At 72.9% G+C, this 13,933-nt stretch carries 14 protein-coding genes; 2 read left to right on the top strand and 12 right to left on the bottom strand.

What is annotated here, in order from left to right; genetic code table 11:
• Nucleotides 1–11: 11 nt before the first annotated feature.
• The 8 genes from ACIP4P_RS21430 to ACIP4P_RS21395 form a co-directional block, all read right to left on the bottom strand.
• Complete coding sequence (locus tag ACIP4P_RS21430; RefSeq protein WP_350516712.1) at nt 12–1,028, bottom strand: methionine synthase; 1,017 nt, start codon at nt 1,026–1,028, stop codon at nt 12–14.
• Between the two features lie 34 nt (nt 1,029–1,062).
• A complete protein-coding gene (locus ACIP4P_RS21425; RefSeq protein WP_400920647.1) occupies nt 1,063–1,752 on the bottom strand; it encodes an SDR family oxidoreductase in 690 nt (229 codons plus the stop codon).
• Nucleotides 1,753–1,765: 13 nt separating this feature from the next.
• On the bottom strand, nt 1,766–2,290 hold the full coding sequence (locus tag ACIP4P_RS21420) for a TIGR00730 family Rossman fold protein (protein WP_400920645.1): 525 nt from the start codon (nt 2,288–2,290) through the stop codon (nt 1,766–1,768).
• Nucleotides 2,291–2,335: 45 nt separating this feature from the next.
• Complete coding sequence (locus ACIP4P_RS21415; RefSeq protein WP_400920643.1) at nt 2,336–2,911, bottom strand: TetR/AcrR family transcriptional regulator; 576 nt, start codon at nt 2,909–2,911, stop codon at nt 2,336–2,338.
• Between the two features lie 73 nt (nt 2,912–2,984).
• Nucleotides 2,985–3,542 carry a Uma2 family endonuclease gene (locus ACIP4P_RS21410; RefSeq protein ID WP_400920641.1) on the bottom strand — a complete coding sequence of 186 codons (558 nt, stop codon included), beginning with the start codon at nt 3,540–3,542 and terminating at the stop codon, nt 2,985–2,987.
• A 227-nt stretch (nt 3,543–3,769) separates the two neighbouring features.
• Nucleotides 3,770–4,948 carry an alpha/beta hydrolase family protein gene (locus tag ACIP4P_RS21405; protein ID WP_400920638.1) on the bottom strand — a complete coding sequence of 393 codons (1,179 nt, stop codon included), beginning with the start codon at nt 4,946–4,948 and terminating at the stop codon, nt 3,770–3,772.
• Between the two features lie 136 nt (nt 4,949–5,084).
• Entirely contained in the window at nt 5,085–6,221 is a 1,137-nt protein-coding gene (mnmA, locus tag ACIP4P_RS21400; RefSeq protein ID WP_400920636.1) for a tRNA 2-thiouridine(34) synthase MnmA, read from the bottom strand.
• 97 nt (nt 6,222–6,318) lie between these two features.
• Nucleotides 6,319–7,500, bottom strand: a complete 1,182-nt coding sequence (locus tag ACIP4P_RS21395) for a cysteine desulfurase family protein (RefSeq protein ID WP_400920634.1) — start codon at nt 7,498–7,500, stop codon at nt 6,319–6,321.
• Nucleotides 7,501–7,721: 221 nt separating this feature from the next.
• Here ACIP4P_RS21395 and ACIP4P_RS21390 point away from each other — a divergent pair, with 221 nt between their 5' ends.
• Nucleotides 7,722–8,489, top strand: coding sequence for an IclR family transcriptional regulator (locus ACIP4P_RS21390; RefSeq protein ID WP_400920632.1), 768 nt, complete (start codon nt 7,722–7,724; stop codon nt 8,487–8,489).
• On the opposite strand, the gene ACIP4P_RS21385 is transcribed toward ACIP4P_RS21390, so the two are convergent.
• On the bottom strand, nt 8,395–9,054 hold the full coding sequence (locus ACIP4P_RS21385; protein ID WP_350516704.1) for a trimeric intracellular cation channel family protein: 660 nt from the start codon (nt 9,052–9,054) through the stop codon (nt 8,395–8,397). The genes ACIP4P_RS21390 and ACIP4P_RS21385 overlap by 95 nt on opposite strands.
• 128 nt (nt 9,055–9,182) lie before the next feature.
• Here ACIP4P_RS21385 and ACIP4P_RS21380 point away from each other — a divergent pair, with 128 nt between their 5' ends.
• Nucleotides 9,183–10,601, top strand: a complete 1,419-nt coding sequence (locus ACIP4P_RS21380) for an acyltransferase family protein (protein ID WP_400920629.1) — start codon at nt 9,183–9,185, stop codon at nt 10,599–10,601.
• A 73-nt stretch (nt 10,602–10,674) separates the two neighbouring features.
• On the opposite strand, the gene ACIP4P_RS21375 is transcribed toward ACIP4P_RS21380, so the two are convergent.
• From ACIP4P_RS21375 to ACIP4P_RS21365, 3 genes are read right to left on the bottom strand one after another with little or no spacing between them, the layout of a single operon-like run.
• Nucleotides 10,675–11,727, bottom strand: coding sequence for an ABC transporter ATP-binding protein (locus tag ACIP4P_RS21375; protein WP_400920627.1), 1,053 nt, complete (start codon nt 11,725–11,727; stop codon nt 10,675–10,677).
• Nucleotides 11,728–11,761: 34 nt separating this feature from the next.
• Nucleotides 11,762–12,871: an ABC transporter ATP-binding protein gene (locus ACIP4P_RS21370; protein ID WP_400920625.1), complete on the bottom strand. Its 1,110-nt coding sequence runs from the start codon at nt 12,869–12,871 to the stop codon at nt 11,762–11,764.
• Entirely contained in the window at nt 12,868–13,878 is a 1,011-nt protein-coding gene (locus ACIP4P_RS21365; RefSeq protein ID WP_400920622.1) for an ABC transporter permease, read from the bottom strand. The genes ACIP4P_RS21370 and ACIP4P_RS21365 overlap by 4 nt, the downstream gene beginning before the upstream one ends.
• Nucleotides 13,879–13,933 lie beyond the last annotated feature (55 nt).

Raw genomic sequence — 13,933 nt, 5'->3', positions numbered from 1 at the left:
CTCCTACGTTCTCATTCCGGGTTGTCCACCAGGCTCTGCGCCGCCCGCGCCGCGAGCGACAGCGCCTTGCGGGCGTACGCCGGGGAGGCCCCGGCCAGACCGCAGGTCGGCGTCACCAGCACGCGGCGGCCCAGCAGCTCCGGAGCGAACCCGAGCCTGCGCCACAAGGTCCTGATCCCCTGGACACTACCGGCCGGGTCGGACACCGCCTGGTCAGTGGAGGGGACGACACCGGCGAGGATCGTCGTGCCGCCCTCCACGGCCTCGCCCAGGTCGTCGTCCTGGCGCTCGGTGAGGAGCGAGAAGTCCAGCGAGATTCCGGCCACACCGGCCCGGCGCAGCAGCGGGACCGGGACGTCCGGGGCGCAGGAGTGCACCACCACGGGCGCGTCCAGGCCGCGGATCAGCTCCCGCAGCACCTCCTCGGCGACCTGCCGGTCCACGGCGCGCAGCCGCTGGAAGCCGCTGGCGGTCTTCACCCGGCCGGCCAGCACCGCGGGCAGCGCGGGCTCGTCCAACTGGAGGACCACCTCGGCGCCGGGCACCCGCTTGCGGACCTCGGCGAGGTGGCGGCGCAGGCCCTCGGTGAGCGAGCCGGCCACGTCCCGGCAGGCGCCGTGGTCGGCGAGCGCCTTCTCGCCGTGCCGGAGCTCGATGTTCGCCGCCAGCGTCCACGGGCCGACGGCCTGGACCTTGAGCGCGCCCCGGTACCCCTGGGTGAACTCCTCCAGGGCGTCCAGGTCCTCGCCGAGCCAGGAGTGGGCCCGACGGGTGTCCCGGCCGGGGTGGTCGGCGAACCGCCAGCCGCTGGGCTCGGTCTGCGCGAACAGCTCGACCAGCAGGCCGGCGCCGCGGCCGATCATGTCGGCGCCCGGGCCGCGCGCGGGCAGCTCGGGCAGGAACGGCAGCTGCTCCAGCGCGCCGGTGGCGGTCTTCGCCGCCTCCCGGGCGTCGGTGCCGGGCAGCGAGCCGACGCCGGTGGCGGCGCCGCGCAGGTCAGGGAACGGGAAGGGGTGTCCGGTGCTCACCCGTCCGAGCCTAGTGCGCGACGCCGCGGTGGTTTCAGCGGCCCGGGCGGACCGTGAGGTCGGTGATCTCGGCGTCCCGGGAGGCGTCCAGGGCGGCCAGCACGGCCTTGGCGACGGACTCCGGCTCGATCCAGCGGTCGGCGTCGTACGCCTTGCCCTCCTGCTGGTGCACCTTGACCTGCATCGCGGTGGCGGTGCGACCCGGGTAGACCGAGGTGACCCGGACGCCGGACGCGTGCTCCTCCTGGCGCAGCGCGTCGGCGAGCGCCTTCAGGCCGTGCTTGCTGGCCGCGTAGGACGACCACTCGGCGTGGGCGGTCAGCCCGGCGCCGGAGTTGACGAACACCACGTGGCCCTTGGTGAGCCGGAGCGAGGGCAGGAGCAGCCGGGTCAGCTCGGCGGGGGCGACCAGGTTGACGTTCAGCGTCTCCTGCCAGGCCTTCACCGGCAGCTCGCCGACCGGACCGAGCTCGACCGTGCCCGCCACGTGCAGCAGCGAGTCGAGGGTGACGGGCAGCGTCTGGTGCCCGAAGGCCCAGGACAGCTTGGCCGGCTCCTTGAGGTCGCCGACCAGGGTGCGGGCGCCCGGGAAGCGGTCGCGCAGTTCGGCGGCCCGGCGGGCGTCCCGGGCGAGCAGCCAGAGGTCGTCGCCGCGCTCGGCGAGCTTCCCGGCCAGGACGGCGCCGATGCCGGAGCCGGCGCCGGTGATCAGATGTGCAGCCATGGTCCCGATCCTCTCAGGCCTTGAGCTGGGCGAACACCTCGGCCGGGCTGTCGGCGAAGCTGATCAGCTCGGCCAGCGGCCGGGGCAGGAAGCCCTCGGCGTCCATCCGCTCCAGCTGGGTGCGCAGGCCCGCGTAGAAGCCCTCGGTGTCCAGGACGACGACCGGCTTGTCGAAGATGCCGTGCTTCTTGAGCTCCAGCACCTCGGTGACCTCGTCCATCGTGCCCAGGCCGCCGACCAGCACCACGACGGCGTCCGCGCGGGCGGCCAACTCCCGCTTCCGCTCGGCCAGATCGGCGGTCATCACGAGCTCGTCGGCACCGTTGTAGGCCTTGTGCTTCAGCATTTCGACCAGCACCCCGACCAGCCGGCCGCCGGCGCCCTTGACCTCGTCGGCGAGCAGCCCCATCAGTCCGGCGTCGGAGCCGCCCCAGACCAGGGTGTGCCCGCCCTCCCCGAGGAGGCGGGCGAACTCGGCGGCGGGGGCGGAGTAGCGGTCGTCGAGGGAGTACGCGGAGCAGAAGACGCAGATATTCATAATGTCGTCTGGTCTATCACGCCTGCCCGCCGCCGTTCACCGGCATTACGCCCGGAGCCCCGCGACCAGGATCGCCACCAGGCGGCGCGCGTCGTAGCGGGGGTCGCTGTCCGCGCCGATGCAGAGGTTCCCGACGCCGCGCAGCAGCGGGTAGGCGTCGACGCCGGGGCGGATCTCCCCGGCGGCGGCCGCGGCCTCCAGCAGTTCGGCGCAGACCGGCAGCAGCCGGTCCAGGAACTGGGCGTGCAGTCCGTCGAAGGTCGCGTTGTCCCCCTGCAGCGCGGCGGCCAGGCCGTGCTTGGTGACCAGGAAGTCGACGAACAGGTCGATCCACCGGGCCAGCGCGGCGTGCGGGGTGGGGGCCTCGGCCAGCAGGGCCGGGCCGGCCTCGGCACAGGCGTCGATCTGGTGCCGGTAGACGGCGATGACCAGGTCCGCCCGGGTCGGGAAGTGCCGGTAGATGGTGCCCAGGCCGACCCCGGCCCGGGCCGCGATGTCCCGCACCGGCGCCTCCACGCCCGCGGCGACGAAGGCCGCGGCGGCCGCGTCCAGCAGGGCCTCCTTGTTGCGCCGGGCGTCCTTGCGCTGGGTCGGGGCCGCGCCCCGGGCACCGTCGTTCATCGCGGGGTTCCTTCCGCTGCCGTCGTCACCCTGCCATCTTCCCGCTCCTGGACGACTGAGCCCGATCCGCTGATCAGTCCGCGTACGGCACCAACTGCGACAAGTTCAGGCTGAAGCCGAAGGGCGTCGGAATGGTGATCGTGTCACCGAACTTCCGGTCGCTGCGGGTGTGGTACCGGTCCCGGTCCGGCTCGGAGAAGAGTGTCACCGTCTGCTGACGCGGATCGACGATGAGGTACAGCGGGATGCGCATCACCGCGTAGTCGCGCAGCTTGTCCATCCAGTCGTTGCCGGCGTTGGACGGCGAGACGATCTCCACGGCGATCAAGGCTTCCTCGGCGGGGGCCTTGTTACCCGGCCGGGAGAGAACCTCCAGCGGGAGGTACGTCAGATCCGGCTCGCGCCCCTTGGAGACGTCCGGGCTGACGATCTCGCTCCGCTCGCTGGGGAGGTAGCCGTCCGGCGCGTGCTGCTCGAACTGCCGGCGCACCTGGGCCACGTTGAGCTGGTGGATGTTGGACGGCGACGCCTGCATGATCAGCGTGTCACCGGACCATTCGATCCGGATGCCGTCCGGGGCGATCCGCTCCAACTCCTCGATGAAGTCGCGGTGCTGCTCGTAGAAGGTCATGCCGTCCCCTCCAGGTGGCGTCCAGGGTTGTCGTCGGCCGTGAGGCAGGGCCAGCCCCACGCGATTCCACCACTATGACCGACCGCATCCGAGCTCCCCGTCCGTGCCCGTCCGGCCGAGCGGATTTCGGCCGTCGTGGTTGCGGACGCGCTCAGCGCCCGGCCGGCGCCGCGAAGCACTGAACGGGCCCGGGCGCCCGCGGCGGGACGGCCGGGCCCGGGGGCGGGTCACGGGTGCTGGAAGAGCACCTCCGGGTCGGCGGCCGTGGGACCGTCCAGCAGCGGCTGGTGGACGCCCTTCAGGGTCTGGTCGAAGAAGGCGCCGACGTACTCCCGGGTCAGCTGCATCCCGCGCTCCGCCGAGGTGGTCGTCCCCGGCGGCAGCGGCAGACCGAGCTCGGTGGCCAGCACCTCGACGTCCGTGAAGCTGCCGTGGTTGGTGCCCGCGACCGCCAGCCAGGGCTTGTAGCCCTGCCAGCCGGCCCAGGCCTCGCCCCAGGAGGTCTCCCCGCCGCCGACCGTGTGGTCGCTCTCCTTCCCGAGCAGCAGGAAGGAGCGCCCGGCCAGCGGGTCGGTCGGGAACCCCTTCCAGAACCCGCCGTCCATGTTCACCCCGGCCAGGATCCGCCGGTCGTCGGCCATCGCGTTCAGCGTGGAGGCGCCGCCGACCGAGTGCCCGGCCATGCCGATCCGGTCCCGGTCGATCAGGTGCGAGAGGTGCCAGGCCGGGTGCTGCCCGGTCAGCCGGTCCAGCAGGAAGGACACGTCCTTCGCCCGGCTCTCCGGCAGCGCGTCCGGTGCGCCGGTGGCGCACAGCGGGCAGTCGGAGGTGCTGCCGTCGGCGAGGGTCTCGCCGGAGTCCTCGTAGGGGTGGCCGACCAGGGCGACCACGTAGCCGTGGCTCGCCAGGTCGGTCGCCAGGCCGGTCAGGGTGGCGCGGGGGTTCTCGAAGCCGGGCGACAGGACCACCAGCGGGAACTTCCCGCCGACGGCCTTCGCCCCGGTGGCGGCGTGGGTCGTGATGCCCACGACGTCCTCCGGCCGCACCCCGGTGCCCGCCGGGATCCGGGTCGCCGCGAAGTTCCGGGCCTCGCCGGGGGTCATGTACGGGGCGGGCTCACCGGTGCCCGGCCGGGCCGGGTAGAACATCGTCACCGCCAGCTGCCGCGGTCCGGCCGAGGGCACCCACGGATCGGTCCGGCTCGGGTCGGTCAGGTGCAGCACCTCCTCCCCGGCGGCGTACCGGCCGGTCGGCCGGGGCAGCTCCCCATGGAAGGCCACGGCGGCCGGGGCGGCGGTCGGCGCCGTGGCGGACGGCGTCGGCGAGGCCGACGCGGCCCCGGCGAGCGGCAGCGGAAGGGCGAGCAGGAGCGCGGCGACGGCCGCGATGCGGCGGGTTCGGGTCATGCCGTCGACGGTAGGTTCGCGGCCCGACCCCCCGGATCAGCCCGTCGGATGCCTTCTCCGGGCCCGGTCATCCGGCCGGATCAGCGGCGTCATCCCTCCGGATGACCCCGCCGTGGCCCGTCCGGGCCCGGCCCGTTCAGGCGTGGATCGCCGGGCGTTCGGTGGCGGCGATGGTGGCGGAGCCGATCACCCGGGTGCCGTCGTAGAGGACGACGGCCTGGCCGGGGGCGATGCCGCGGGCCGGGGTGTCCAGGCGGACGTGCAGGGTGTCGTCGACCATCGCGGCGGAGACCGGGACCTCCTCGCCGTGGGCGCGGAGCTGGGCGGTGTAGCGGCCCTCGGTCAGCGGCTCGGTGCCGCACCAGCGGGGGCGGATGGCGGTCAGGGCGGTGACGTCCAGGCCCTCGATCGGGCCGACCGTGACGGTGTTGTTCACCGGGGAGATGTCCAGGACGTAGCGGGGCTTGCCGTCGGCGGCCGGGCGGCCGATCCGCAGGCCCTTGCGCTGGCCGATGGTGAAGCCGTAGGCGCCGTCGTGCTCGCCCAGCTTGGTGCCGTCGGCGTCGAGGATGTCGCCGGTGGCGGTGCCGAGGTGCCGGGCCAGGAAGCCCTGGGTGTCGCCGTCGGCGATGAAGCAGATGTCGTGGCTGTCCGGCTTCTTGGCGACGGCCAGGCCGCGGCGCTCGGCCTCGGCCCGGATCTCCTCCTTGGTGGTGTCGCCGAGCGGGAAGAGCGAGTGGGCGAGCTGGTCCGCGTCCAGCACACCGAGGACGTAGGACTGGTCCTTGGCGCCGTCCACCGCGCGGTGCAGCTCGCGGGCGCCGTCCGGCAGGTCGACGATCCGGGCGTAGTGGCCGGTGCAGACGGCGTCGAAGCCCAGCGCGATCGCCTTGTCCAGCAGCGCGGCGAACTTGATCTTCTCGTTGCAGCGCAGGCACGGGTTGGGGGTCCGCCCGGCGGCGTACTCGGCGACGAAGTCGTCGATCACGTCCTCGCGGAAGCGCTCGGCGAGGTCCCAGACGTAGAACGGGATGCCGATCACGTCGGCGGCCCGCCAGGCGTCCCGGGAGTCCTCGATGGTGCAGCAGCCGCGCGCGCCGGTGCGGAAGGACTGGGGGTTGGCGGACAGCGCCAGGTGGACGCCGGTCACCTCGTGGCCGGCTTCGACGGCGCGGGCGGCGGCGACGGCGGAGTCGACTCCGCCGGACATCGCCGCGAGTACGCGCAGACGGCCGGTGGACGGTGTGGTCGGGGCACCCGGGAACTCAGTCATGATGCCAACAAGGTTACGGGGTGGCCCGGGTGTTCCCGGCCGCCGTCGGCGGCCGGGGTCGGTGGCCGGGGCCAGCGGTCGGGGTCAGCGGTCGGGGTCAGCGCCGCACGGACGCCAGGCCCGCGTTGCGCGCCCGCTGGACGGCCGGGGCGATCGCCCCGGTCAGCGCCGCGACGTCCGCCCGCTCCGAGGTGTGCCCGAGCGAGAACCGCAGCGAGGCCCGGGCCAGCAGCGGGTCGACGCCCATCGCCAGCAGCACGTGGCTGGGCTGCGGCACCCCGGCCGAGCAGGCCGAGCCGGTGGAGCACTCGATGCCCTGGGCGTCCAGCAGCATCAGCAGCGCGTCGCCCTCGCACCCCGGGAAGGAGAAGTGGGCGTTGGCGGGCAGCCGGCCCTCGGGGGCGGGGTCGCCGTTGAGCACCGCGTCCGGGACGGCCGCCAGCACCCCGGCCACCAGTTCGTCGCGCAGCGCGCCCAGCAGCCCGGCCTGCTCGGCCCGGTGCTCGACGGCCCAGGCCGCGGCAGCCGCGAAGCCGGCGGCGGCGGGGGCGTCCAGGGTGCCGGAGCGCACGTCGCGCTCCTGCCCGCCGCCGTGCAGCAGCGGTACGGGTGTGGCGCCGCGGGAGAGCAGCAGCGCGCCGATGCCGAACGGGCCGCCGATCTTGTGCCCGGTGACGGTGAGCGCGGTGAGCCCCGAGTCGGCGAAGGAGACCGGGACCTGGCCCAGCGCCTGCACCGCGTCGGCGTGCATCGGGATGCCGAACTCGGCGGCCACGGCGGCGAGTTCGCGCACCGGCTGGACGGTGCCGACCTCGTTGTTGGCCCACATCACGGTGACCAGGGCGACGGAGTCCGGGTCCCGCTCGATCGCGGCGCGCAGGGCCTCCGGGTGCACCCGGCCGAAGTCGTCCACCGGCAGGTAGTCGACCGTCGCGCCCTCGTGCTCGGAGAGCCAGTGCACCGCGTCCAGCACCGCGTGGTGCTCGACCGGGCTGCACAGCACCCGGGTGCGGGCCGGGTCGGCGTCCCGGCGGGACCAGTACAGGCCCTTGACCGCCAGGTTGTCGGATTCGGTGCCACCGCCGGTGAGCACGATCTCGCTCGGGCGGGCGCCCAGCGACTCGGCCAGCGACTCGCGGGACTCCTCGACCACCCGGCGGGCCCGGCGGCCGGCCGCGTGCAGGGCCGAGGCGTTGCCGACCACCCCCAGGTGCGCCGTCATCGCGGCGATCGCCTCGGGCAGCATCGGCGTGGTCGCCGCATGGTCCAGGTATGGCATAACCCCCCGATTGTAGAGGGCGCCCCGGCCGGACGATCAGGAGCCCGCACCGATCCGGCCACCCGCCGGACACCGGGCCCCGGCACCGGTTCGTACCGGCGGTTCGTGGCACCGGCTCGTGCCGGCGGTTCGTGCCGCCACTGGTTTGTACCACCGCGCCGCCCAGCGGTTAGCCTGACGACCACTTCTCAAGCGGGTCCGGCGAGTTCCAGGGAGGCGCCATGTCGCAGTCGGTCGACCGCGCGCTGACCCTGCTCGGCTCGCTCGGCGACGGACCGCTCTCGCTGGAGCAGGCCGCGGGCCGCCTCGGGGTGCACAAGTCCACCGCGCTGCGGCTGCTGCGCACCCTGGAGGAACACGGTTTCGTCCGCCGCCAGCCCGACCTGCGCTACCAGGTCGGCGGCCGGGTGCTGTCGCTGGCCCACCGGGCGCTGGAGGACTTCGACGTCCGGCAGGTGGCCGCGCCGTACCTGGCCGCGCTCAACGCCCGCTGCGGCTACACCGTCCAGCTGGCCGTGCTGCAGGACGGCGAGGTGCTCTACCTGGACGAGGTGGCCGGGCCGGCCGGTGACGGGCCGTCCCGGATCGGGCGCCGCGCCCCGGCGACCGGGACGGCGGTCGGCCGGGTGCTGCTCGCCGGACTGCCCGCGGCCGAGCCGGGCGAGGAACCCGAGCTGGCGGCGGTGCGCCGCCGGGGCTGGGCGGCCGAGTCGGCCGAGCACCGGGAGCCGGTGACCTGCGTGGCCGCGCCGGTCGCGGGCAGCGGCGGGCGGACGGTCGCGGCCTGCGCGCTGAGCGCCCCGGCCGGCCGGGTGCCGCCGGCCGAACTGGCCCGGATGCTGCCGGAGCTGCTCTGCACGGCCGAGGCGATCTCGCTGGCGTACGGCGGCTCGCCTACTCCTCGCTGGTGCGAGAACCGTTGCGGTGCCAGGCCCGCGGGGCGCGCCAGCCGTACTTCAGGGCGAGCATCCGGAGCCCGAAGGCGGTGAGCGCGGCGGCGGTGCCGGTGGCGCCGGTGAGCCGGTCCGCGCCGATCAGCACGGCCACCAGGGCGGCGCCGACGAGGGCCGGGACGGCGTAGATCTCGCGGTCCCAGCGCAGCAGCGAGGGGATCTCCCCGGCCAGCACGTCGCGGATCACCCCGCCGCCGGCCGCGGTCACCATGCCGAGCGCGACGGCGGCCACCGCGCCGAGCCCGTAGTCGTGCGCCTTGGCGGTGCCGGTGACGCAGAACAGTCCGAGGCCGAGGGCGTCCAGGGTCTGCACCGCGCGGTTGATCCGCTCCACCTCGGGGTGGAGGAAGAAGACCACCAGGCCGGCCGCCAGCGGGGTCAGGAAGTAGCCGAGGTTGGTGAAGGCGGCGACCGGCGTCGCACCGATCACCAGGTCGCGCATCACCCCGCCGCCGAGGGCCGTGGCCTCGGCCAGCACACAGATCCCGAAGATGTCCATGTTCTTGCGGACGGCGAGGAGCGCTCCGGAGAGCGCGAAGACGAAGATGCCGACGAGGTCCAGCGACTGCTGCACGTCGGAGGGGAAGATCTGCGAACTCACCGTCCATGTGTACCCGATCCCCGGCACCTTCCCGGACAACGGTCACAGTTCGGATGAAACCGTCTCGCGGTACGCCCCCCACCACCGCGCGGCCACACTCCCCGGCTCACTCCGCTAACCTCCCGCGTGTGAAGCTCATCGGACGATCCCAACGCCGGAACACCCGTACCGCCGCGGGCGGCGCAGCCTCCGCTGCCTCGTCGAGGCTCGGCTGGCTCGACGCCCTGCGCGGCATAGCCGCGCTCTCCGTCGCGATCTACCACCTGGCGCTGCCGTTCTACTGGCTCCACATCGACCACCTGCCGCGGACCATCGGGGACCCGGGCATCTTCGGCGTGATGCTGTTCTTCCTGGTGAGCGGGTACATCATCCCGGCCTCGCTGGAGCGGCGCGGCGACGTGCGCTCGTTCTGGGCGGGCCGGTACTTCCGGATCTACCCGGTGGTGATCGTCACCATCGTGGTGAGCCTGCTGGTCCTGCCGCGCAACCACCAGGTCGTCCAGGGCTGGGCCTTCGACCACCCGCTGCTGACGCTGGCGGGCAACGGCCTGATGATCCAGGACATGATGGGCATCACCAACGTCATCGGGGTGATGTGGACGCTCACCTACGAGATGATCTTCTACTTCTTCGTGACGGCCCTGTTCGTCAACGGCAAGCACCGGCAGAGCGCCCCGATCGCGATGACCTTCGCCGGCGCCGCGCTGCTGATCGGCGCCTGGCTGCCGCTCGGCACGCTCACCAACGGCGGCCTGGAGTCCAACCGGCACCTGCTGCTGGCCGCCGGGGCCATCGTGGTCACCGCGATGATCGGCATCTTCAGCGGCCGGGTCGACGCGACCCGCTGGGGCGGGACGATGCTCGGCGCCCTGGGTCTGGTGCTGATCCTGCTGAACAGCCGGTCCACGGCCTTCGAGACCCTGATGATCTTCGCCACGATGTTCGCCGGGACGGTCCTCTACCGGCTGGAGCACGGCCAGATCGACCGCCTGCCGGCGCTGCTGTGCTGCGGCTTCGTCATGGTCTCCGGCGTCCTGGTCGGCTTCATGTACAACCGCGACAACGCGCTGTGGCGGACCTGGACCGAGTCCTGGCAGTCCTTCTCCGGCGCCTACCTGGGCGCCTGGGTGGTCTTCGGGATCGGCATGATGCTGCGGCACCGCCGCTTCCCGCGCTGGCTGACCTGGCTGGGCACGATCAGCTACTCGGTCTACCTGCTGCACAACCCGCTCATCCACTTCATGAACTGGAAGCTGGAGGGCCGCCCGCCCTTCACCTCCTGGCAGGACCGCAGCCTGCAGTTCTTCGGCCTGATGGCCGCGCTGCTGGTGATCAGCTACCTCAGCTACCGGCTGATCGAGATCCCGTTCCAGAACCTGGGCCGCAAGGTGATCAAGGCCGTGAACCGCCGCTTCCCGTCCGACCTGCCGGCCGCCCGCCCGGCCGCCCCGGTCGCGCGCGAGCCGCAGCCCACCGAGCCGCAGCCGACCCAGACCCGGCCGGCCGAGGCGGTCCAGGAGGCGGAGCCCGTCGCCGGCCGCGGCTGACGGCCGCCGGCGCGTACGACACGAGGCCGCCCGCCCCCGGAAGGGGGCGGGCGGCCTCGTGCTTCCTGCGGTGCTAGCTGTTCTCCGGGAAGTGACACGCCACCTGGTGCCCGGTCGCGAGGGCGGTGAGCGGCGGCTCCTGCGCGGCGCAGACGTCCTGCGCCTTCCAGCAGCGGGTGCGGAACCGGCAGCCGCTGGGCGGGTTGATCGGCGAGGGCACGTCGCCCTTGAGCAGGATGCGCTCGCGGCCGCCGGAGTGGCGGCGGCGCGGGTCCGGGACCGGGACGGCCGACATCAGGGCGTTGGTGTACGGGTGCATCGGGCTGCGGTAGAGCGAGTCCCGGTCGGCGATCTCGACGACCTTGCCGAGGTACATCACCGCCACCCGGTCCGAGACGTGCCGGACCACCGAGAGGTCGTGGGCGATGATCAGGTAGGTCAGGCCGAGCTCCTGCTGGAGGTCGTCCAGCAGGTTGACCACCTGGGCCTGGATGGACACGTCCAGCGCCGAGACCGGCTCGTCCGCGACGATCATCTTCGGCTTGAGGGCGAGCGCCCGGGCGATGCCGATGCGCTGGCGCTGGCCGCCGGAGAACTCGTGCGGGTAGCGGTTGTAGTGCTCGGGGCTGAGTCCGCAGAGCTCCAGCAGGTCCTGGACGGCCTTCTTGACCCCGCCCTCGGGCTGGACGCCCTGGAGCTTGAACGGCGCGCTGACGATGGTGCCGACGGTGTGCCGGGGGTTCAGCGAGGAGTACGGGTCCTGGAAGATCATCTGGATGTCGCGGCGCAGCGGCCGCATCCCGCCGACGCCCAGGTGGGTGATGTCGGTGCCCTCGAACTCGATCTTCCCGCCGGTGGGTTCGTCGAGCCGGGTGATCAGCCGCCCCATGGTGGACTTGCCGCAGCCGGACTCGCCGACGACGCCCAGCGTCTCGCCCGCGTTGACGGTGAAGTCGATGCCGTCGACGGCCCGCACCGCGCCGGTCTGGCGCCGCAGCAGTCCGCCCCGGATCGGGAAGTGCCGGGTCAGGCCGGTCACCTTCAGCAGCGGCTCGCGCTCGGCGGTGGGCGCCGACGAAGCCCCACTGCCCGATGAGAGGGGCGTGGCCCCTCGGGTGTCCGTCATCGGTTCTCTCCAGGAAGGTGGTACGAGGCCGGGCTCACAGCCGGGGCGCGATCTCTTCGGCGAAGATGCGGTGCCGCTCGCCGGCCGGCAGGTGGCAGGCCGCGAGGTGCCCGGGGGCGGCCTCGGTCAGCGTCGGGACCTCGCTCGCGGAGCGTCCGCCGGTGAGGGCGGCGTACGGGCAGCGCGGGTGGAAGGCGCAGCCGGACGGCACGTTGATCAGGCTGGGCGGGGTGCCCCGCACCGGGACGAGCCGTTCCTGCAGCTCCCGGTCGAGTCGCGGCATCGAGCCCAACAGGCCCCAGGTGTAGGGGTGTTCGGGTGCGTCGAAGAGGCTCTCGGCGGGGCCGCGCTCGATGCACTTGCCGCCGTACATGACCAGGATGTCGTCGGCGAGCTCGGCGACCACCCCGAGGTCGTGGGTGATGATGATGACGGCGGAGCCGAACTCCTGCTGGAGGTCGCGGATGAGGTCCAGGATCTGCGCCTGGACGGTGACGTCCAGGGCGGTGGTGGGCTCGTCGGCGATCAGCAGGGAGGGGTCGTTGACCAGGGCCATGGCGATCATCGCGCGCTGGCGCATGCCGCCGGAGAACTGGTGCGGGTAGTCGTCCACCCGGCGGTCGGGCTGGGGGATGCCGACCCGGTCGAGCATCTCGATCGCGCGGGTCCTGGCCTGCTTCTTGCTCGCCTGGGGGTGGTGCACCCGGTACGCCTCGACGATCTGCGCGCCGACGGTGTAGTAGGGGTGCATCGCGGTCAGCGGGTCCTGGAAGATCATCGCCAGTTCGCGGCCGCGCAGTTGGCGCACCCGGTCCGGTCCGGCGGCGATCAGGTCCTCGCCGGCCAGCAGGATCTCGCCGCTGATCCGGGCCCGCTTGGAGCGGTGCAGGCCCATGATGCCGAGCGAGGTGACGGACTTGCCGGAGCCGGACTCGCCGACGATGCCCAGGGTGCGGCCCTTGTGCAGGTCGAAGCTGACCCCGTCCACCGAGCGGACCAGGCCGTCGTCGGTGTCGAAGTGGATCCGCAGGTCGCGGACGGACAGGAAGGGGTCGCCCAGCGGGGGCCGCGCGGCCGGGCCGGCCGGGTCGGCGGCGGGGTCGGCCGGGGCGACGTCCGCCGGGGTCTTCTGGAGCTCGGTCACGAGAGCCTCACGCGGGGGTCGACGAGGGCGTACAGGAGGTCGACCACGAGGTTGCAGACGACGATGAAGAAGGCGGCGAGCAGGGTGACGCCGAGGATCTTGGGCAGGTCGTTGTCGGTGATCGCCTGGACGGCGAACTGGCCGACGCCGTTGAGCGAGAAGACCTGCTCGGTGATCAGGGCGCCGCCGAGCAGCAGCCCGAGGTCCATGCCGAAGATGGTGACGATCGGGGTGAGCGCGGAGCGCAGCCCGTGCTTGACGACGACCTTGCGCTCGACCAGGCCCTTGGAGCGGGCGGTGCGGATGTAGTCCTCGCTCATCGTCTCCAGCATCCCGGCGCGGGTGAGCCGGGCGTAGAGCGCGGAGTAGAGGAAGGCCAGCGAGATCCACGGCAGGATCAGGTTGCGGGCCCACATCAGCGGGTCGTCGGTGAAGTCGACGTAGTGCAGGTTGTCCAGGATCGGCCACTCGTAGCTGAACACGGTCAGCAGCAGGGCGCCGGTGAAGAAGACCGGCAGCGAGACGCCGGCCAGGGCGATGCCCATGGAGAGCCGGTCGAAGATCGACCGCGGCTTGAGGGCGGAGATCACGCCGGTGGTGATGCCGGAGATCAGCCAGAGCACCGCCGCGCCGATGGCGAGCGAGATGGTGACCGGGATCCGGCTGGTGATCAGCGGCCAGACCTCCAGGTGGCTCTTGAAGGAGTAGCCGAAGCAGGGCACGTGGCAGGTGGCCGGTTCCGGCCCGAACTTGTACTCGGCGCCGGCGAACAGGCCCTTCAGGAAGTGCCAGTACTGGGTGTACAGCGGCTGGTCGAGTCCGAGGTTCTGCTTGACCGCCTCGATCGCGGCGGGCCCCGGGTCCTTCCCGATGTACTGCGCGGCCAGCTGGTCGGTGGTCTCGCCGGCGAGGCGCGGGAGCAGGAAGAAGATCGCGAAGGTGACGGCGCTGACGACCAGCAGCAGCAGCACGGCCGCGAAGATCCTGCGGATGATGTAGGCAAACACAGTTGGGCGGCTCCGGCGGCCCGCCGCCGTCCGGGGTCTTCCGGACGACGGCGGG

It is taken from the genome of Kitasatospora sp. NPDC089509, from assembly GCF_044749365.1.
In the GTDB taxonomy this organism is placed as follows: domain Bacteria; phylum Actinomycetota; class Actinomycetes; order Streptomycetales; family Streptomycetaceae; genus Kitasatospora.
Note: the sequence above shows the minus strand (reverse complement) of the source record. Positions and strands in the feature narration are given on the sequence as shown.

Bases quoted from the DNA above. Each gene is read 5' to 3' on its own strand.
- ACIP4P_RS21425 (WP_400920647.1), bottom strand. From the start codon at position 1,752: ATGGCTGCACATCTGATCACCGGCGCCGGCTCCGGCATCGGCGCCGTC.
- ACIP4P_RS21420 (WP_400920645.1), bottom strand. From the start codon at position 2,290: ATGAATATCTGCGTCTTCTGCTCCGCGTACTCCCTCGACGACCGCTAC.
- ACIP4P_RS21415 (WP_400920643.1), bottom strand. From the start codon at position 2,911: ATGAACGACGGTGCCCGGGGCGCGGCCCCGACCCAGCGCAAGGACGCC.
- ACIP4P_RS21410 (WP_400920641.1), bottom strand. From the start codon at position 3,542: ATGACCTTCTACGAGCAGCACCGCGACTTCATCGAGGAGTTGGAGCGG.
- ACIP4P_RS21405 (WP_400920638.1), bottom strand. From the start codon at position 4,948: ATGACCCGAACCCGCCGCATCGCGGCCGTCGCCGCGCTCCTGCTCGCC.
- mnmA (WP_400920636.1), bottom strand. From the start codon at position 6,221: ATGACTGAGTTCCCGGGTGCCCCGACCACACCGTCCACCGGCCGTCTG.
- ACIP4P_RS21395 (WP_400920634.1), bottom strand. From the start codon at position 7,500: ATGCCATACCTGGACCATGCGGCGACCACGCCGATGCTGCCCGAGGCG.
- ACIP4P_RS21390 (WP_400920632.1), top strand. From the start codon at position 7,722: ATGTCGCAGTCGGTCGACCGCGCGCTGACCCTGCTCGGCTCGCTCGGC.
- ACIP4P_RS21375 (WP_400920627.1), bottom strand. From the start codon at position 11,727: ATGACGGACACCCGAGGGGCCACGCCCCTCTCATCGGGCAGTGGGGCT.